The sequence below is a fragment of the Lacinutrix jangbogonensis genome (assembly GCF_000797445.1).
In the GTDB taxonomy this organism is placed as follows: Bacteria; Bacteroidota; Bacteroidia; order Flavobacteriales; family Flavobacteriaceae; genus Lacinutrix; species Lacinutrix jangbogonensis.
The window spans coordinates 89,902-110,064 of the sequence record NZ_JSWF01000029.1 but is presented as its reverse complement, the minus strand read 5'-3'; the positions used below and the strand labels follow the sequence as shown (position 1 = coordinate 110,064).

The window sequence follows — 20,163 nt, the reverse complement described above, 5'->3', positions numbered from 1 at the left end:
TTATTTGTTCATCAAATCCTCGATTTCCTCAACCTCAATTGGGATATTACGCATTAAATTAAATGGCTCTCCATTTTTTTGTATCACCACATCGTCTTCTAATCTAATACCAAAACCTTCCTCTGGAATATAGATTCCAGGTTCTACAGTAAACACCATATTGGCTTGCATTGGTTCGTGTAATAAACCATAATCATGCGTATCTAATCCCATATGATGCGATGTGCCATGCATAAAATACTTTTTGTAAGCTGGCCAATCTGGGTTCTCATTTTTAACATCTGCTGTATTAATTAGGCCTAAACCTAAAAGTTCGCTCGTCATTAATTTACCTACTTCAATATGGTAATCTGCCCAAATAGTTCCAGGAACTAACATTTTTGTAGCATCATTTTTCACTCTATTTACAGCATTATAAACTGCTTTTTGTCTGTCGCTGTATTTTCCAGAAACAGGAATTGTACGCGTCATATCACTCGCGAAATTGGCATATTCAGCTCCAGCATCAATCAATATTAAATCACCTGCTTTACATTCTTGATTATTCTCTATATAATGTAACACATTTGCGTTATTTCCAGACCCAACAATTGGTGTGTAGGCAAAACCTTTAGAACGGTTGTTTAAAAACTCGTGCATAAATTCTGCTTCAATATTATACTCCCAAATACCAGGTTTTACAAAACCTAAAACACGTCTAAAACCTTTATTAGTAATTTCGCAAGCAGTTTGTATTAAATCTAATTCTATTTGGTCTTTTACAGAGCGTAAACGTTGTAAAATAGGATTGCTTTTAGCTACACTATGCGCAGGATATTTGTTTTTTAACCACTTTGTAAAACGGTCTTCACGAGTTTCGGTTTCTACATTAGCACGATAATGCTCGTTGGTATTTATGTAAACCGTATCGCATTGAGACATCATCTCTGCCATTACTTTTTCTAAATCTTGTAACCAATACACGGTTTTTATTCCGCTAGTTGCTAAGGCAGCTTCTTTAGTTAATTTTTCACCTTCCCAAATAGCAATATGTTCGTTTGTTTCCTTTAAAAATAAGATTTCACGATTTTTTGGATTTGGGCAACCTGGATACATTACCAAAATACTTTCTTCTTGATCCACACCACTTAAATAAAAGATATCGCGATGTTGCTCGAAAGGTAAAGTACTATCTGCGCTTATTGGATAAATATCGTTAGAGTTAAATACTGCTATGCTATTTGCTTGCATTTGCGCAGAGAAATTTTTACGATTTTTTATAAAAAGGGCAGAATCTATTTTGTGGTATTTCATGAGAAATTTATTTTAATTCTCTTTTTTAGCGACTTTATCGAAATAAATTGGAGAATTTATTACTAATTATGTTTTTCAAAAATAATTAATTCCTTTTTTAATTAAGTAGCCATATGGCGTTATTTTATGTTTTTACGAATTCTTGTTATGTGCCTTGAGGAAATCCCTAGAAAAGAAGACAAATAGTGCAAAGGAACCTCTTGTATTAAGTTAGGGTCGTTTACTAATAATTTTTTGTAACGTTCTTCGGGTGTTAAAGTCAGTAGGTCTATGCGATATTCATCAATTAGAAAAATTTGATTTTCAATTAAATTATAATAGAATCGATTAAAAGCTGGGTTGTTTTTAATTAAATCATTAAAAGCCTCAAGGTTAATAACCCATAGGTTGCAATCACTAAGTGCTTTGATATTCTTTCTTGAAGGGGCTTTGTTTTTAAAACTATTTAAAGCCGAGGTTAAAGAATGTTTTAGAGCAAGGTAAGTTGTTTTTTCCTCACCTAAGACAGAAATAGAATGTAGAAGAATTCCGCTTTCTATAAAACAAAAATAGTTACAAGTATTACCTTCTTTAACAAAAAATTCATTTTTTTTAATTGTAATAATGTGAAACTATCTAAAATAGCAGGAATATAAGAGGCTAGTGAGTCGTCCTGAATGCTATTTTTTAAAGCGTCTTTAAAATGGGTTTTTAATACTTTCATTAAAGATTAATGTTTAAGAGGTTTCAATTTATAAATATAAAATGAATCTTATATTAAAATCTTTATTTCTTTGATTGGACGTTGTAGGTTTAGAAAGTTTAATTTACCTTTAATCACCTTATATATTCCTTATGAAAGTTAAATTATGTTCTTTATTATTTTTCGCTTGTTTATTAAGTACAGCGCAACAATCAACATCTCAAAATGAAATGTCTCAGACAACTTTGCAAAAGAAAGCAGAGTTAGAGGAGCATTCTCTTGTTAAGAATGTACCCTTTGAAAACATTGGCCCAACAGTAATGAGCGGTCGTGTTGTAGATTTGGCAGTAAATCCAGAAAACCCAACAGAGTTTTATGTTGGTTACGCCTCTGGAGGTGTTTGGCATACTACAAATAACGGTACAACTTTTACACCTATTCTAGACAGCGCTCAAACTCAAAATGTTGGTGATATTGCTGTAGACTGGAAAACGCGAACTCTTTGGGTTGGAACTGGAGAAAATAATGCGTCGCGATCGTCTTATTCAGGTATTGGAATATTAAAATCTACTAATAATGGTGAAACTTGGGAAAACGTTGGGTTACCAAACTCGCAACATATTGGACGTATTTTAATTAACCCAAATAATGGTGATGAGGTAGTAATAGGAGTAACAGGAGCATTATATTCTAAAAGTGACGATAGAGGGATTTATAAAACTAAAGATGGTGGAAAAACATGGAACAAAACCTTGTTTGTTGATAATGTTAGTGGTATTATAGATGTACAGCATGCACCAAACAACTACAATATCATGTTTGCGTCGTCTTGGACTAAAGATAGAAAAGCGTGGAATTTTGATGGCAACGGAAATAACTCCGCTATTTATAAAAGTACAGATGCAGGAGAAAACTGGACTAAAGTATCCACTGAAACTAGTGGATTTCCAACTGGAAATGGAGTGGGTAGAATAGGATTGGCGATTTACGATGATAATATTATTTATGCTATTCATGACAGTCAGTTTAGGAGACCTTCCGAAGACAAAAATGAAAAATCAAGAGGTCTTAAAAAAGACGATTTTAAAACCATGACGACTCAGGATTTTTTAAATCTTGAAGATAAAAAACTCAACGGATTTTTAAAAACGAATGGCTTTCAAGAAAAGTACCGAGCGGAAAATGTAAAGCAAATGGTTAGAAGTGGAAACGTAAAACCTATTGATATTGCAAATTACCTTGAAAATGCAAATTCTATGCTATTTGATACACCAGTAATTGGTGCCGAAATTTATAAAAGTATTGATGGTGGAAAAACTTGGAAGAAAACACACGACGATTATTTAGACGATTTATATTACAGTTACGGTTATTATTTTGGACATATTTATGTAGCTCCAGATAACGAGAATAGTATTTATGTTTATGGAGTGCCAATTTTAAAATCTAAGGATGGCGGAAAAACATTTACGTCTATAAGTGCAGAAAATGTGCATGCAGATCATCATGCGCTTTGGATAAACCCTAAAAACACAAACCACATAGTTAATGGTAACGATGGTGGTGTAAATATAAGTTACGACGATGGCGAAAATTGGATAAAAAATAACTCTCCAGCAGTTGGGCAGTTTTATGCTATAAATGTAGATAATCAAGTGCCTTACAGAGTTTATGGTGGTTTGCAAGATAATGGTGTTTGGGTCGGAGCGCATAATGCACCAGAAGATAAAGGTTGGCATCAAAGAGGAGAATACCCATGGAAAAGTATAATGGGTGGCGATGGTATGCAAATAGAAATCGATAATCGTAATCCAGATATTGTGTATACGGGTTATCAGTTTGGAAACTATTATAGAATTAATAGAGAAACGGGTAAACAAAAATACATTCAACCTAAACATGAGTTAGGCGATACACCTTATCGATTTAACTGGCAAACACCTATTCATTTATCAAATCATAATCAAGACATTCTATATTTAGGAGGCAATAAATTAATGCGCTCGATGGATAAAGGTGATTCTTGGAAAGCTATTTCTCCCGATTTAACGCAAGGCGGAAAAATTGGAAATGTAGCTTATGGTACATTAACTACAATTAGTGAATCGTCTTTTGAATTTGGGTTAATTTACACAGGAAGTGACGATGGATTAGTGCAAGTAACAAAAAACGCAGGTGGCAGTTGGGAAGATATAAGCGCAGGCTTGCCGGAAGATTTATGGGTAAGTAGAGTTATTGCTTCTAAGCATCATAAAAACAAAGTATATGTTACGCTAAATGGTTACCGTTTCGACGTTTTTAATGCTTACGTGTTTTCAAGTGAAGATTATGGTAAAACATGGAAAAGCATTAGCAATAATATACCAAATTCTCCAGTAAATGTTATTCGTGAAGATTATGTAAATAAAAACATTCTGTATTTAGGTACAGATAATGGTGCTTATGTGTCCTTTAATAATGGAGGAATATGGGAGGCGTTTTCTAAAGATTTACCAGCGGTTGCTGTGCATGATATGGTTTTGCATACAGAGAGTAACGATTTGTTACTTGGAACGCATGGAAGAAGTATTTATAAAACAAATGTAGAACCACTACAAAAAATGAGTACTGGTTTAATGAATGAAGCGATCACTCTTTTTGAAGTAAAGAAAATTAGAGCGAGCAGTCGTTGGGGAAACAGTTGGAGTAAATGGATGAAACCCTATGAGCCTTCAACTCAAATTAAATTTTATGCTAGTAATGCTGGTAAAAAAACTATTGAGATTAAAAGTGATAAAAACTCAGTCCTGCAAACGATGGAAGTCCCTATAGATAAAGGTTTTAATTACGTGGATTATGATTTAACAATTACAGAAAAAGGAAGAAAAAAGTTATTAAAAGAGAACACTTCAATAGATATAAATAAAGCTAAAAATGATAAGTACTACCTGCCAAAAGGAAATTATCTAATTTATGTTGATGGAGTTTCAAAAGAACTTGAAATTGAATAAAGCGCCTTTATATTAGAGCTAAAGTATTGATTTTTTGTTAAAATAAACTAAAAGCGGAAAGGAGCCGTTTTGTTTAAGTGTAATTTGTGCACTCATCTTTCAATCAATCAATTAAATCAGTAATGATAAAATCTTCTATTCTTTTACTTTCCTTATTATTTACAAGTGTTGTTTGCGGTCAAGAAAATTCAAATGAAGTCCTCAAAATATTTCTAGATTGTAACGTGTGTGATAATACGTATATTAAACAAAACTTAGGGCATGTGGAGTTTGTAAGAGACCAGAGTCTTGGCAATGTTCATCTTTTTTTTGTAACCCAAGGAAATGGTTCTGGAGGAAGACAATACGAAATAGATTTTATTGGAAAAAACCAATTAGAGTCTATTAATTTCAAATTAGAATTTTTTCTAGATTCTAATATGACTAGTGATGATAGACGAAACAATATATTAGAATATATAAAACTAGGTTTAGTGCGTTTCTGGATAGCCACAGGGAACTATTATGATGTATCAGTATCTGTTCCAAAACCGGCAGATGAGGAAAATAAAGAGGACATTAATGATCCCTGGAATTATTGGGTGTTTAGACTAGGTGCTGGTGGTAATTTTAGAGGACAAGAAGCTAATAACTCTTCTAATTTAAATTTTAATGTTTCTGCAAAACGAGTAACAGAACAAAATAAATTTTCTTTAAATGCGGGATTCAGTGAAAATAAATCCACATTTACTTATGACGGTACTGATATTGTAGCAATTAACAATAACAAGTATTTAAATGTTAACTATATTATAAGTATAAATGACCATTGGTCTTATGGTTTTTTTGGTAGAACGGGAACGTCAACATTTAGTAATTTTGACAACTATTTACAGTTTCAGCCTGCTATAGAATATAATTTTTTTAAATACGAAAACTCTGCCAAAAAACAACTTATTTTATCTTACCGAAATGGAATTCGATATAACGATTATATCGAGCGTTCAGTCTTTGATGAAGTTAATGAATTACTATGGCAACATTCTGTTTTGTTAGGAGGAAGTGTAAGACAAGAATGGGGAAACATTAACGGAGAAGCTTCGTTTAATCAATTTTTACACGATATAACCCTAAATTCTTTAGGCTTTTATTTGGGAGCAAACATTAGAGTTTTTAAAGGGTTTAATTTTAATGTTGGAGGTAATTATAGGATTACTAGAAATCAAGTTAACCTTCCAGCAGGAGATGTTTCTTTAGAAGAGTTACTGCTTCAGCAACAGCAATTGCAATCTGGTTATAACTATAGAGTTAATGTTGGTTTTAGCTATCAATTTGGATCTATCTATAATTCTATAGTTAACCCAAGATTTAACTTTTAACTTATATTCATTCTAAATAAATTTTAAAAACTAGTAAAATTTGTTTGGGCACATGTTCCTCGTTATCTTTGTAAGAACAATACTTTAACTACAAAAATAATGAGCGGAATTTTAAATTCTTCCATAGGAAGAAAGTTTGCCATGGCACTTTCGGCACTCTTCTTAATGGTATTCTTACTTCAACACTTCTCAATTAACATCCTTTCTGTATTTAGTCCAGATATATTTAACGATGTGTCACACTTTATGGGAACGTTTTGGGTTATTCAATATCTATTACAACCAGTGCTAATTTTGGGTGTAGTGTTTCACTTTGTAATGGGATTTGTTTTAGAGATTAAAAACAACAAAGCAAGACAAATTAGTTATGCCAAAAACAATGGAGGAGCAAATTCTTCTTGGATGAGTAGAAACATGATTTGGAGTGGACTAGCTATTCTAGGTTTTATGGGACTTCATTTTTACGACTTTTGGTTTCCAGAAATAAGCATCAAGTTTATTGATGGGGATATGTCTGGTCTTATAGATCCAAACAATGCAGAAAGCGGTTACAGATATTTAGAGCACTTACAACATAAATTTGTAGATGGATGGAGAGTTGTATTGTATGTAATCTCTTTTGTATTTCTAGCATTACACTTACTACATGGTTTTAACTCAGCCTTTCAATCGGTTGGAGCAAATAACAAATACACAAAAGGATTAATAGGATTTGGTAAAGTTTATGCAATTGGAATTCCATTAGGATTCATTTTTATTGCACTTTTTCACTTTTTTAATCATTAATACACAGAGAGATTTATGGCTTTAGATTCTAAAATACCTCAAGGTCCAATTGCAGATAAATGGACCAATCATAAAAATAAAATAAACCTAGTAAACCCGGCTAACAAGCGTCTTATTGATGTTATCATTGTTGGTACAGGATTAGCTGGAGGATCTGCTGCTGCAACTTTGGCAGAACTTGGTTATAACGTTAAAGCATTTTGTTTTCAAGATTCGCCTAGGCGTGCACATTCAATTGCGGCACAAGGCGGAATTAATGCAGCGAAAAATTATCAAGGCGATGGCGATTCTACCTATAGATTATTCTACGATACCGTAAAAGGTGGAGATTACCGCTCTAGAGAATCTAATGTACATCGCTTAGCTGAGGTGTCTACAAATATTATCGACCAATGTGTCGCTCAAGGTGTTCCTTTTGCTCGAGATTATGGTGGTCTATTAGACAACCGCTCATTTGGAGGTGTATTAGTATCGCGTACATTTTACGCGAAGGGACAAACAGGTCAACAATTATTATTAGGTGCTTATTCTGCTATGAACCGCCAAATTGGGCGTGGTAAAATAAAAATGCACACACGTCACGAAATGTTAGACGTTGTTATTGTAGATGGAAAAGCAAGAGGGATTATTGCACGTAACTTAGTTACTGGTGAAATTGAACGTCATTCTGCTCATGCTGTTGTTTTAGGAACTGGAGGTTATGGTAATGCATTTTACCTTTCAACCTATGCCATGGGATCTAACGTAACGGCTGCATGGAAAGCACACAAACGTGGTGCTTATTTTGCAAATCCTTGTTATACACAAATTCACCCAACATGTATTCCTGTTTCTGGAGACCATCAATCGAAGTTAACTTTGATGTCTGAATCCTTAAGAAACGATGGACGTATTTGGGTGCCAAAACATAAAAAAGATGTCGAAGCTATTCGTGATGGAAGTTTAAAGCCAACACAACTTGCTGAAGACGATAGAGATTATTATTTAGAACGCCGTTACCCTGCTTTTGGGAACCTTGTTCCAAGAGATGTTGCTTCTAGAGCAGCTAAAGAGCGTTGCGATGCTGGATATGGCGTAAATAAAACAGGAGAAGCTGTGTATTTGGATTTTGCTTCTGCTTTTATGCGTTATGGAAAAGAGCAAGCGCATGTAAAAGGTTTAGATGAAGATGATGCAATATTAATTAGAAAATTAGGTCAGGAAATTGTTAAGAATAAGTACGGGAATCTATTTCAGATGTACGAGAAAATTGTAGATCAAAACCCATACGAAACTCCAATGATGATTTATCCAGCTGTGCATTATACAATGGGTGGTATTTGGGTAGATTATAATTTAATGACTACCGTACCTGGCTTGTATGCTATTGGAGAAGCTAATTTCTCTGATCATGGAGCTAACCGATTAGGAGCCTCTGCATTAATGCAAGGATTAGCAGATGGTTATTTTGTATTACCATACACTATTGGAGATTATTTAGCTGATGATATTAGAACAGGACCAATCTCGATAGATTCAAAAGAATTTGATGAAGCTGAGAAAAGCGCAACTGAAATTATAGATAAACTAGTTAATAATAACGGAACACATTCTGTAGATTACTTCCATAAGAAATTAGGAAAAATCATGTGGAATAAATGTGGAATGGCCAGAAACGAAAAAGATCTTAAAGAAGCGATTACAGAAATTGCTGAGTTAAGAGAAGAATTTTGGAAAGATGTTAAAATTCCTGGTGAAGCTAACGAGTATAATGAAGAACTAGCAAAAGCCGGTCGTGTTGCAGATTTCCTTGAATTAGGAGAGTTATTTGCTAAAGATGCTTTAGTAAGAGAAGAATCTGCAGGAGGTCACTTTAGAGATGAATATCAAACACCAGAAGGTGAAGCGATGCGTCGTAAAGAATTTCAGTTTGTATCTGCTTGGGAATTTAAAGGAGAGCCAAAAGATGCTGTACTTCATAAAGAAGATTTAGTTTACGAAAACATAGAAGTTAAAGAGAGAAGTTACAAATAATAAAGAGCTATGAATTTAACGTTGAAAATATGGCGTCAAAAAGGCGCTAACGATAAAGGTAAAATTGTTGATTATCCAATCACAGAGGTGTCTCCTGACATGTCATTTTTAGAAATGCTGGATGTATTAAATCAAGAGCTTATAGAAAAAGGTGAAGAACCTGTTGCTTTTGACCACGATTGTCGTGAAGGTATTTGTGGTTCTTGTTCTATGTTTGTTAACGGACAAGCACATGGGCCAGATTCTATGGTAACCGTTTGTCAATTGCACATGAGAAGCTTTAAAGATGGCGATACTATTTTTATTGAGCCATGGAGAGCAACTGCTTTTCCTGTTATTAAAGATTTAATTGTAGATAGAAGCGCTTTTGATCGTATTCAACAAGCAGGTGGGTTTATTTCGGTAAACACCTCTGGAAATACGCAAGACGCTAATGCAATTCCAATTGATAAACACGATGCAGATACTGCTTTTGATGCTGCAACATGTATTGGATGTGGAGCTTGTGTAGCGAGTTGTAAAAACTCGTCTGCTATGTTATTTGTTTCTGCAAAAGTGTCTCAATTTGCATTATTACCACAAGGTAAAGTTGAAGCTACTGACCGCGTTTTAAATATGGTTAAGCAAATGGACGACGAAGGTTTTGGTAACTGTACTAATACTGGAGCTTGTGAAGTTGAATGTCCAAAAGGAATTTCATTAGAAAATATTGCACGTATGAATCGTGAGTATTTATCTGCTTCATTAAAAGGGTAAAATTTAAAAGTTTACATATAATTAAAAAATCCATACGTAAGTATGGATTTTTTAGTACTAGCTACTTTATTGAAATAAGTGGTTTAAGGTTTATATAATTAATTATTAGCACTGTAAATATATAGTAATGCGTAAGTTTGAATGTCTTGTCCTGAAATATGGCTACAGGTTAAAATTGAATTAAGCTGATAATTGATATACCATATTTGGTGTTTTATAATCTAAAGATAAATGTAATCTTACTTCGTTGTATAAATTAATTGCATTTTTTGCAGCTCTCTTTGCGTGTGCTGGGTTATCAAAGGTTTGGTCTAGATAAAACTCATCTTTTAATATACCATTTACACGTTCTGCCATGGCGTTTTCGTAACAATGATTTTCTTCGGTCATACTAATGTCTACCTTTTTTCTTTTGAGTATTTGTGTGTATACATTACTGCAATACTGTATTCCTCTATCAGAGTGGTGTATGAGTCCTTTAATGTTTTTAGCTTGATAAATAGCCTTATTAAGTGCTCTGACGCATCCTTTTAGTTCCAAGCTGTCACTCAGGTCATAACCCACTATTTTCCTAGAATACATATCAGTTATTAAAGCTAAGTAACAAAATCCTTTTACGGTTCTAATGTATGTTATATCAGAAACCCAAACTTGATTTGGTCTTGTGATTTCTAGGTCTTTTATACTATTGTTATACTTATAAAACCGATGATATGAGTTCGTTGTTCTGGCGCTGGTTTTCCTTCTAAGTGTTAGCATTTGGTGTTTTCTAAGAATATTAAATAGCGTGTCTCTACCAACTTTAATATTGGCTTTAGTAAAATCTATGTTTAATGATTTCACAAGTTTTCTCACACCTTCTCTAGGAAGAGATTTGCGTCTTTTTCTAACAATGTTTATAATCTGTTGTTCCAGTTCTAAATGCTTATCAGCTCTAGATTTGTATTTGTAATACGCATCTCGTTTAAGTCCAAAACAACTAGCTATAGTTGAAAGAGAAGCAAATCTCTTAGATTTCTCTTTAGCTTTAATTAAGGCTTTATACTTAGCTTTTTTTTTAGTTCATTAACTGATTTATAGCCAAGATCTTCAGCAGCTACTTCAAGATAAGAATCCTGCACCATAGCATCGAGATCCTTTTTAAGAAGTAGCTTTTTAAGCTGTTCAATCTCTTTTTGTAGCCCTTTAATTCTAGATATTTCGTCTTTAGTTTCCACTTTTACTCTGGTATTCATTAAGTCTTTACGATTGTACTTTTTAATCCACACATTAACTGTTGTAGGTGCAATAGAGTAGAGCTTACAAAGTTCGCTCTTTGTGTGTTTTCCGATTGTAAGTTCGGCTAAAATTTTTAATTTAAAAGGTTCACTGTAACGTCTAATTACTTTGTCATTTCTATACATAATGTTTAAAATTATGTAGCCTTATTTCAGGACGGGTCAGAATGTTGCTCAATGTATAGTTGGTCGTGAATCTTGTGTACTTGGTTAATTCTCTTTAATTATATTTCACTTTGCGTAAAATTCTTATAGACTCCTTATATTTATTATAAACTTTATTACTATGGCCTTTTAAATAAGGTTTAGCTTCATTCAGTTTTTCAATGGCTTCATGAAATCCGTTTAGGTAACAAATTAGCAACATAGCAGGTAAATTATTGAGATCGTTTTCTTGGGTAGCTTTTAGCTTGCTTCCTTTTTTGAGATGCTCTATCAAAGCACTATTAGCATTGTAAATATGATGCAATACTTTTTTATCGAATTCTGGAGGCTGAAATACTAAAGTAGAATCAATGCTATAATTTGCATTATCATGAAACTGAATGACTGTTTCCTCTAGAGGATAATATTTATAGTTATTCTGAAGCCCTAAAGACACATATTCAACAATTTTAAAGCTGTCATTATCAAAAGAGATAGCGACTTCATCTAAAGTGGAATAAAATAAGCGCACTTGCTCATTAATAAGTTCTATATCGACACGAGAAAAGAATATCTCGTCTTTTACTTCTTTTTTTTGTCCAGCCCAACACACCACAAAATACTCTTTAAAGACTTTATATTGTGGATTGTAGTCCTTTCGTTTGTTCATAAAATCGAAAACACCATCAAGCGTGTGTTCTATATTATTATGAGAATGGCTCTCGATAGCAGCAACAACTTTGGAGTTTACATCTTTAATAACGCTTTTAAAAACCTTAGGCATACTCATGCTTCCATCTCTAAAAAATACAGTACCACCGTAATACTTCCAAATGTTTTTTCTTAGAGAAGTTAAGCCTTCAATAGCACGAATAGTTACTAAGCCAACCACCTTGTCGTCAGGTAAATGTGGAAACGGAATGTTTTCGTATTGTACAATTGGTGGATTGGAGAGATAAGCATTAATAAGATTTTGAATTTTAGAGTCGTCAAAAAAATCAACACCACGAATGTTATTATCCTCATCTTCTACGCCAATAACAATAAAAGAATTGTTTTTTGGATTGCTATTAGACAATGCACAAATGTGTTTTAAAAACTTAGCTTTGCCTTCCTTTTGACCAATATCTATTTTTCTTTTTTTATCATAAAAACTATTCTCATCGTTCTGAGCTAATAGGTTTTTAATTAAAAGACGTTTATTGATCATGCTTCTGTCATTCCTGCGATGGCAGGAATCTTATTAATTATCTTTAGATTTTGTTTCGACAATTATAACTCCAAAGTTGCCTTCTAATTGTTCCCAATTTTTTGATGGTAAATAGGTTCTAGACACAAAACCATCTAAATATAGCGCATCCTTACAACCATTGCTTTTAAAAAAAGTAGCGAAGTCATAAAAATTAATTTTCTCTTTAGACATAGCGAATAAAAGATTTCCATTTGACAAAATGCCAACACCGTTTCTAATATTTAAATTTGAGGAGCCTTTATTAAATTTTGAATGTAATTCACCATCAATAACTAACATTGGTCCAGATTGTGTAGCATAGTTTATGACCTTATTATATATAAATTCTTTAGTAGTAGTAATTGTCGGGATGCCACTTTTAGTTATTGAAAACACACCGTTTGGTTGTAGATAAAAGTTACCATATCCTTTATTAATAGTATCTAATTTTGTTACTTTTTCACCATTTTCTATATATAATCCTTGAGGTGAAAAGTCTTTTTTAAACATCCCACCATTCATTGCAAAAACTAACGCTTCATTATTACTTTCCACTTCAGTTTTAATGTTTTTAAAGGTTTTAAGAATAGAATCTTCTTTATTTTTCCAGTAGAATTTTAAGGATTGTTTTTTAGGATTAATGATGTAGCTTAATATTTTTGAGCTTTCAATATTTTTAAGTGATGTATTAGAAATGACAATAGTTTTGTTGCTTTCTTTTTTGCAAGAAAACAAAATAATACAACTAAATAAAGACACCAAACACATTTTTAATCTCATAATAACTGTATTTCTTTTTTTAAGTTTTTTCTAGCTTGGACCTCATGTTTATTTTGAAATGCATGAGTAAAGTACAACGTTTCTCTATCTAAAAAGTGTTTTAAAACTTTTTTGCGTCCTGGTTTGTACATGAAATCTGGATAAATTTTGTATTCTTTCCTAATATTCGCAATATACTTTTGGTAAGTTTCCCAATCTGTACCTAAAATGGAAAGGTCTAAATCTAAAAGAATGGCATTGTCTTCATTTTCTCTTAAAATTAATTCGTGCTTTTTAGTTGAAACAATCAATTTTTTGACTTTTTCTATTCTTTTTTTATCAAAAGGGATTGAATTTAATCGTTTTTCAGCAAAAAGAGCACTTTTTTCTTCATTGTCTTTTTTTGATGATTTGTAAATAATATCATGATACCAAATACCAAATTGTAAAGCTTCTAAATCTTCAATTTCGGCTTTATAAGCTTCAGCTTGTAGCAACATATTACAAATATGCGACAGGTTATGGTAATGTCTGGTTTTGTGATTATAGTTATTGTAGATTTCAGTCCAAAGTTCTTCAACTAAAGTATCATTACCATATTTAGACGCTAAGTTGTGCCACTCTGTTTTTAACCAAGCTATCATATTTCCTTCTTAATAATAGTGTTACTTGCTTGTGCTGTGCAAAACATTAAAACATCAGCAATATTAACATGTTTAGGTCTTGAAACAGCAAAATAAATAACTTCTGCTACGTCTTCAGGTTGCAAAGCTTTATATCCTTTGTAAGCATTGTCTGCATGTGTTTCGCCTTTATAGCGCACTTGCGAAAACTCTGTTTCTACTAAACCTGGATTTATGGCGGCAACTTTAATTCCAAACGGATTTAAATCCATACGCATAGCATCTGTTAATGCAACTACGGCGTGTTTGCTAGCACAATACACATTCCCTTTTGGGTAGACTTCCCGTCCTGCCGAAGATCCAATATTAATAACATGTCCAGAGCTGCGTTCTGTCATTTGTGGAATCACAGCTTTACTAACGTATAGCAATCCTTTTACGTTAATATCTATCATGGCATCCCAATCGTCTAAACTACCTTCGTGTATTAGGTCTAAACCGTGTGCATTTCCTGCGTTATTAATTAATATATCTATATGTTTAAAGTTTTCAGGCAGTGACTCTATTGCAGAAAACACGGCTTTTTTATCACGAACATCGAAGTTTAAAAGGTGTACTTCGGTATGGTTTTCTAATGCCTTTTGTATGGTTTCTAAACGCTCTTGACGTCTGCCACAAATTATTAATCTAATCCCGTTTTTGGCAAATTCGTAAGCTGTTGCTCTTCCAATACCACTTGTTGCTCCTGTAATTAATGCTGTTTTTTTCATTTAAAAACTGTTTTTTTTATTTCCGAATATGCGGAAATTTTGTCCTCTTTTTCTGTTTTTATTTTAATAAGAAACTGTGTAATAATTTAAAAAAATAGAAATATTAAATTATTAATTCCCTTACTAAACATTAAAAATACCAAACTAATAGCTATTACTTCCTTTATATGCTTGAATTTTTAACCAATTATTAACACGTTTGCATAAAAATAAGTGAGAATTTGCAACTCTTAATTTCTGATAGTATATTCGACGTTTAAAATTTATAAAAAGATGGAAGAAACAGGTGCAATTGATATCAAATCAATTAACGAAAAAATTGAAAAGGAAAGTGCTTTTGTTGATTTACTGACCTACGAAATGAACAAAGTAATTGTTGGTCAAACACATATGATCGAGCGTTTATTAATTGGTCTTTTGGGTCAAGGACATATTTTACTTGAAGGTGTTCCTGGTTTGGCAAAAACATTAGCTATTAATACTTTGGCTAAAGCAGTCGATGGTAGTTTTAGCCGTATTCAGTTTACTCCAGATTTGTTACCAGCAGATGTTGTTGGTACTCTTATTTTTAATATGAAAGAGAATGATTTCACTATTAAAAAAGGACCAATTTTCGCAAATTTTGTACTTGCCGATGAGATTAACAGAGCGCCTGCGAAAGTACAATCTGCTTTACTAGAAGCGATGCAGGAAAAGCAAGTAACTATTGGTGATGAAACCTACATTCTGGACAAACCATTTTTAGTAATGGCAACAATGAATCCAGTAGAACAAGAAGGAACATACCCATTACCAGAAGCGCAAGTAGATAGATTTATGCTAAAAACTGTTATCGATTACCCTACAAAGGATGAAGAGCAGTTAATTATGAGAGCCAATTTAAAAGGCTCATGGGAAAAAGTAAACCCTGTAGTTTCTGTAGCACAAATTTTAAGAGCTCAAGATGCGGTTCGTGAAGTATATATGGACGATAAAATTGAGAAATATATTCTTGATATTGTGTTTGCTACACGTTACCCAGAACAATATAAATTAGAAGATTTAAAACCGTTGATTTCTTTTGGTGCTTCACCTCGTGGAAGTATAAACCTAGCTACTGCGGCAAAATGTTATGCATTTATTAAGCGTCGTGGTTATGTAATTCCAGAAGATGTTCGCGCAGTTGTACATGATGTATTGCGTCACAGAATTGGAATTACTTACGAAGCAGAAGCCGAAAACGTAACGAGCGAAGACATTATTAATAAGATTGTTAATGTTGTTGAGGTACCATAAATGAGTTAGCAGTCTTCAGTAAGCAGTTGCTTACTCGATACTGATTCTTTTTTTACTTTAAATGAAAACCACATAACAATTCTGCAATTTAGGACTGCTTACTGCATACTGAATACTGCATACTAAAGAAAATGGATACTAAAGAATTACTTAAAAAAGTACGTAAAATAGAGATTAAGACGCGCAGGTTGTCTGATCATATTTTTGGAGGCGAATACCATTCGACTTTCAAAGGTCGTGGTATGACTTTTTCCGAAGTTCGTCAGTATCAATTTGGAGATGATGTAAGAAATATAGACTGGAATGTAACTGCAAGAACCAATCTTCCACATATTAAAGTTTTTGAAGAAGAAAGAGAGTTAACCATGCTTTTAATGGTTGATATTTCTGGTTCAGAATTGTTTGGTACAGACCAACAGTTTAAAAATGAAATTATTACAGAAATTTCAGCAACGCTAGCTTTTTCAGCAACCCAGAATAACGATAAAATAGGATTGATTTTGTTTTCGGATGCGATCGAGTTATATATTCCACCTAAAAAAGGACGTTCTCACGTTTTGCGTATTATTCGTGAATTAATTGAGTTAAAGCCCAAAAGTAAAGGTACAAATGTTGCAGAAGCCTTAAAATTCATGAGAAACGTCATGAAGAAAAAAGCAATTGTTTTTGTATTGAGTGATTTTATTGCTGACGATTATAAGCAAACGCTAAAAATTGCTGCTGGAAAACATGACATAACAGGTATTCGCGTGTATGATAAAAGCGAGGAAGCGATTCCAAATTTAGGAATCGTACAAATGCAAGATGGAGAATCTGGAGAAATGATGTTAGTAAATACTGCATCTAAAAAAGTAAGACAAAATTACAGTACGTTTTATAACGATAAAGTCGCGTATTATAAAGATAGCTTTGCAAAATCCGGAGCAGGAACTATTGATTGTCGTGTGGACGAAAGTTATGTGAAAAAATTATTAGGCTATTTTAAAAGAAGATAATAAAGCGAATGATGAATTACGAATTACGAATGGCGAATCTTGATAAAAAGCAGAACATAACTATAGTTCTGTCTTTTTTCTTTGGTCTCTTTTCTCTCTTCTCATATAGTCAAGTTAAAACAAAGATAGATTCTACTTCAATTAAAATTGGAGCACAAGTAACCTATAAAATTGAAGTTGATGTAGACACTACATCCTTAGTTATTTTTCCTGAAGGACAAACATTTTCTCCTATGGAAATGATTGAATCTTACACGATAGACACTACAAAAAAAGACGATAGATATAACCTTATTAAAAAATACGGATTAACACAATTCGATTCTGGAGTTTATACTATTCCGAAGCAAAAAATATTAATAGGTTCAAAAGAATTTTACACAGATTCTTTAAAAGTTGAAATCAGAGAAATAGTCGTAGACACTACCAAACAGGGATTGTACGATATTAAACCTATAATTGAGGTTGATAAAAGTATTGGTGATTGGTGGAAATATGTACTGTTAACTGTACTCGTTATTGCAGTAATAGGTTTCTTATTATGGTGGTTTATTTGGAGAGTAAAACCATTAACCGAAGAAGAAGAAATCGCTTTATTACCACCTTACGATCGTGCGAAATTAGCTTTAAAGCAATTAGATGAAAGTAGTTATCTTCAAAATGAAAATCTAAAAGGATATTATTCAGATTTAACATACATTATTAGAAAATTTCTTGACGAAAAAGTTTACGATCGTGCTCTAGAAAGCACTACAGATGAACTAGTTTCTAGATTGAATTTATTAAAAGATGGTAATCAAATTGAATTAAGTAAAGACGATATTCGAAATATACAAACCATCTTAAAACGTGCCGATTTAGTAAAATTCGCAAAAGGAACACCAGATGTTGCTTTGGCAGCAATAGATAGAAAGACTATCGATTTAGAAATCGATCATGTTAAAGAGGCGTTACCAGAACCAACCGAAGAAGAAAAGCTTTTAGATAAACAATATAAAGAAGATCAAGAGCGTAGAAATAAAACAAAAAAAATAGTATTAACCTTTGGTATTGTTGCCTTTTTGTTACTAGGAACATTAGTAGGATTGGGTTATAAATACGGTTTTAGCTATGTAAAAGACACTATTTTAGGTCATGAGAGCAAAGAATTGTTAGAAGGCGAATGGGTAACTAGTGAATATGGTTTCCCGCCAATTATAATTACGACTCCTAAGGTTTTAAAACGTATCGAGATTCCTGTTGCAGAAGATCAAGAGAATCAGCCAAAATCTAGTAGCTTCTCTTACGGCACAATGCTAGATGTTTTTAATGTTACAGTAAATACATTACAGTTTCCTAAGCAAAAGCGAGAAGCGGAGACTCAAGAACAGGCTAATGTTCCTGAGATTGATTTAGCCGAACTTTCTGAAAAAGGCTTGGAAGGCATGGAAGCTAAAGGCGCAAAAAATATTTTTGCATTAAAGGATAAATTTGAAACTCCAAATGGAGCAGAAGGTTTAAAATCGTACGGAACCATGAATATTCCATCTGTAGGAAGCGATAAATTGAGAGAAGCGAAATTTGTTTTTGTGCTGTTTACAGCTGAAAATGTATTACAGCAAGTTTTTGTTATTTCTCCAGAAAATGATACTTATGCAGATGAAATGGTAGAACGTATTTTAAAGTCAATAGAACTAAATCCAAAAACCGAATAATGTTTGAAGGCATAGAATTTTTAAACAAAGGCTTTTTCTGGCTGTTATTATTGCTGCCATTAGCTATGCTATGGTATTATTTTAAGCATAAACAACAAACAGCAGAGCTTAAAATATCGAGCTTAAAAGGTTTTAAGGTTACCAATTCTTGGTTGCCAAAATTTAAACATTTATTGTTTGGGTTAAGACTTGTTGCTTTAACCTTTTTAATTATTGCATTAGCAAGACCACAAACAGTTGATGTTTCTACAAAAACAAAAACAACGCGAGGTATAGATATAGTTATGGCAATAGATGTTTCTGCGAGTATGCTTGCAAAAGATTTAAAACCAAATAGGCTTGAAGCCTTAAAAAAGGTAGCGTCAGAGTTTATTAAAGGAAGACCAAACGATCGTATTGGAATTGTAGAATATGCAGGAGAAAGTTATACAAAAACGCCTATTACTAGCGATAAAAACATTGTTTTAAGTTCTCTTAATGATATTAGATATAACAGAATTATTGAAGGAGGAACAGCCATTGGAATGGGTTTAGGAACGGCTGTAAACCGACTAAAAGATAGTAAAGCCAAGAGTAAAGTCATTATATTATTAACAGATGGTGTCAACAATTCTGGTGCTATGAACCCAAAAATAGCAAGTGAGTTGGCGGTAGAGTTTGGTATAAAAGCATACACTATTGGTATAGGTACAAATGGAATGGCTCTGTCTCCAATTGGAATTAAGCAAAACGGACAGTTTCAATACGGAAGAGTTAAGGTGGAAATTGATGAAGCGCTACTAAAGGAAATAGCAGAAGTTACAGGAGGAAAGTATTTTAGAGCAACAAACAATAAGAAATTAGCCGAAATTTACGACGAGATTAATAAACTTGAAAAAACAGAAATCGAAGAGTTTAAATTCTATAATTACGAAGAAAAATTTAGATGGTTTGTTTGGGTAGCAGGTATTTTATTGTTGTTCGAATTGCTATTAAGAATAACTATTTTTAGAAGTTTCGTGTAACTTTGAAAAAAGGAATCATCATACAGGGCAGTTCAAGAAGTGAAGGCGATACAAGTAAAATTGTGACATTGTTAAAAGCTGACACAGGTTTTGATGTGGTTGATTTAAACCAGAAAAACATTGGTCATTTTGACTATGAGTTTAAAAATAGAGATGATGATTTTATTGAATTGTTTAAAGACATCGTAACAAATTATAATGTTATCGTTTTTGTAACACCAATTTATTGGTATACAATGAGTGGGATAATGAAAGTGTTTTTTGATAGAATTTCAGATTTTTTAAAACTAGAAAAAGATTACGGAAGACAATTAAGAGGTATGGAAATGGCGAGTGTTAGCTCTAGTAACGATAGTAGATTTTATGATGGTTTTGAAATGCCATTTAAAAATTCGGCAGCGTATTTAGGAATGACGTATAGAGGACATTTACATACTTGGGTTGAAAACGATGTAGTATCTATTGAAGTAAAAAACAATATTAATGCGTTTTTTTCAAAATAAATTAACGAAT

19 protein-coding genes are annotated in these 20,163 nt (G+C 32.8%); 10 read left to right on the top strand and 9 right to left on the bottom strand.

Annotated elements, in window-relative coordinates:
• The 3 genes from RH82_RS10920 to RH82_RS18845 all read right to left on the bottom strand — a co-directional run bounded on the left by RH82_RS10920 (position 1) and on the right by RH82_RS18845 (position 1,996).
• The gene (locus RH82_RS10920; RefSeq protein WP_034060707.1) at positions 1-1,293 is read right to left on the bottom strand and encodes an aminopeptidase P family protein; all 1,293 of its coding nucleotides are present in this window, start codon (positions 1,291-1,293) and stop codon (positions 1-3) included.
• 119 nt (positions 1,294-1,412) lie between these two features.
• On the bottom strand, positions 1,413-1,832 hold the full coding sequence (locus RH82_RS18195; RefSeq protein ID WP_241148051.1) for a Crp/Fnr family transcriptional regulator: 420 nt from the start codon (positions 1,830-1,832) through the stop codon (positions 1,413-1,415).
• Positions 1,829-1,996 (bottom strand): hypothetical protein, encoded by a 168-nt coding sequence (locus RH82_RS18845; RefSeq protein ID WP_241148047.1) that lies wholly within the window; start codon positions 1,994-1,996, stop codon positions 1,829-1,831. The genes RH82_RS18195 and RH82_RS18845 overlap by 4 nt, the downstream gene beginning before the upstream one ends.
• A gap of 131 nt (positions 1,997-2,127) precedes the next feature.
• On the opposite strand from RH82_RS18845, the gene RH82_RS10915 reads away from it, so the two are divergent.
• The 5 genes from RH82_RS10915 (at position 2,128) to RH82_RS10895 (ending at position 9,878) form a co-directional block, all read left to right on the top strand.
• Complete coding sequence (locus RH82_RS10915; RefSeq protein WP_034060706.1) at positions 2,128-4,965, top strand: WD40/YVTN/BNR-like repeat-containing protein; 2,838 nt, start codon at positions 2,128-2,130, stop codon at positions 4,963-4,965.
• Positions 4,966-5,087: 122 nt separating this feature from the next.
• The gene (locus RH82_RS10910; RefSeq protein WP_034060704.1) at positions 5,088-6,323 is read left to right on the top strand and encodes a TonB-dependent receptor; all 1,236 of its coding nucleotides are present in this window, start codon (positions 5,088-5,090) and stop codon (positions 6,321-6,323) included.
• 99 nt (positions 6,324-6,422) lie between these two features.
• A complete protein-coding gene (locus RH82_RS10905) occupies positions 6,423-7,109 on the top strand; it encodes a succinate dehydrogenase cytochrome b subunit (protein WP_034060703.1) in 687 nt (228 codons plus the stop codon).
• Positions 7,110-7,124: 15 nt separating this feature from the next.
• A complete protein-coding gene (locus tag RH82_RS10900; protein WP_034060702.1) occupies positions 7,125-9,122 on the top strand; it encodes a fumarate reductase/succinate dehydrogenase flavoprotein subunit in 1,998 nt (665 codons plus the stop codon).
• A gap of 9 nt (positions 9,123-9,131) precedes the next feature.
• Positions 9,132-9,878: a succinate dehydrogenase/fumarate reductase iron-sulfur subunit gene (locus RH82_RS10895; protein WP_034060701.1), complete on the top strand. Its 747-nt coding sequence runs from the start codon at positions 9,132-9,134 to the stop codon at positions 9,876-9,878.
• A gap of 180 nt (positions 9,879-10,058) precedes the next feature.
• On the opposite strand, the gene RH82_RS10890 is transcribed toward RH82_RS10895, so the two are convergent.
• The 6 genes from RH82_RS10890 to RH82_RS10865 form a co-directional block, all read right to left on the bottom strand.
• A complete protein-coding gene (locus RH82_RS10890; RefSeq protein ID WP_034059239.1) occupies positions 10,059-10,910 on the bottom strand; it encodes an IS3 family transposase in 852 nt (283 codons plus the stop codon).
• Entirely contained in the window at positions 10,910-11,281 is a 372-nt protein-coding gene (locus RH82_RS10885; RefSeq protein ID WP_034060699.1) for a transposase, read from the bottom strand. Before RH82_RS10885 ends, RH82_RS10890 begins: the two co-directional genes overlap by 1 nt.
• 94 nt (positions 11,282-11,375) lie before the next feature.
• Entirely contained in the window at positions 11,376-12,509 is a 1,134-nt protein-coding gene (locus tag RH82_RS10880) for an ATP-binding protein (RefSeq protein WP_034060696.1), read from the bottom strand.
• A gap of 33 nt (positions 12,510-12,542) precedes the next feature.
• Positions 12,543-13,310, bottom strand: coding sequence for a phosphodiester glycosidase family protein (locus RH82_RS10875; protein WP_034060695.1), 768 nt, complete (start codon positions 13,308-13,310; stop codon positions 12,543-12,545).
• Positions 13,307-13,933 carry an HD domain-containing protein gene (locus RH82_RS10870; protein ID WP_034060694.1) on the bottom strand — a complete coding sequence of 209 codons (627 nt, stop codon included), beginning with the start codon at positions 13,931-13,933 and terminating at the stop codon, positions 13,307-13,309. Before RH82_RS10870 ends, RH82_RS10875 begins: the two co-directional genes overlap by 4 nt.
• Positions 13,930-14,682 (bottom strand): SDR family NAD(P)-dependent oxidoreductase, encoded by a 753-nt coding sequence (locus tag RH82_RS10865; protein WP_034060693.1) that lies wholly within the window; start codon positions 14,680-14,682, stop codon positions 13,930-13,932. Before RH82_RS10865 ends, RH82_RS10870 begins: the two co-directional genes overlap by 4 nt.
• A 273-nt stretch (positions 14,683-14,955) precedes the next feature.
• Between RH82_RS10865 and RH82_RS10860 the strand changes: the two genes are divergently transcribed.
• The 5 genes from RH82_RS10860 (at position 14,956) to RH82_RS10840 (ending at position 20,153) form a co-directional block, all read left to right on the top strand.
• The gene (locus tag RH82_RS10860; protein ID WP_034060691.1) at positions 14,956-15,957 is read left to right on the top strand and encodes an AAA family ATPase; all 1,002 of its coding nucleotides are present in this window, start codon (positions 14,956-14,958) and stop codon (positions 15,955-15,957) included.
• A gap of 131 nt (positions 15,958-16,088) precedes the next feature.
• On the top strand, positions 16,089-16,952 hold the full coding sequence (locus tag RH82_RS10855; RefSeq protein WP_034060690.1) for a DUF58 domain-containing protein: 864 nt from the start codon (positions 16,089-16,091) through the stop codon (positions 16,950-16,952).
• Positions 16,953-16,963: 11 nt separating this feature from the next.
• Positions 16,964-18,646 carry a hypothetical protein gene (locus tag RH82_RS10850; protein ID WP_052158307.1) on the top strand — a complete coding sequence of 561 codons (1,683 nt, stop codon included), beginning with the start codon at positions 16,964-16,966 and terminating at the stop codon, positions 18,644-18,646.
• Entirely contained in the window at positions 18,646-19,650 is a 1,005-nt protein-coding gene (locus RH82_RS10845) for a vWA domain-containing protein (protein ID WP_034060689.1), read from the top strand. Before RH82_RS10850 ends, RH82_RS10845 begins: the two co-directional genes overlap by 1 nt.
• A 2-nt stretch (positions 19,651-19,652) precedes the next feature.
• Positions 19,653-20,153: a flavodoxin family protein gene (locus tag RH82_RS10840; RefSeq protein ID WP_034060687.1), complete on the top strand. Its 501-nt coding sequence runs from the start codon at positions 19,653-19,655 to the stop codon at positions 20,151-20,153.
• The last annotated feature ends 10 nt before the right edge of the window (positions 20,154-20,163 follow it).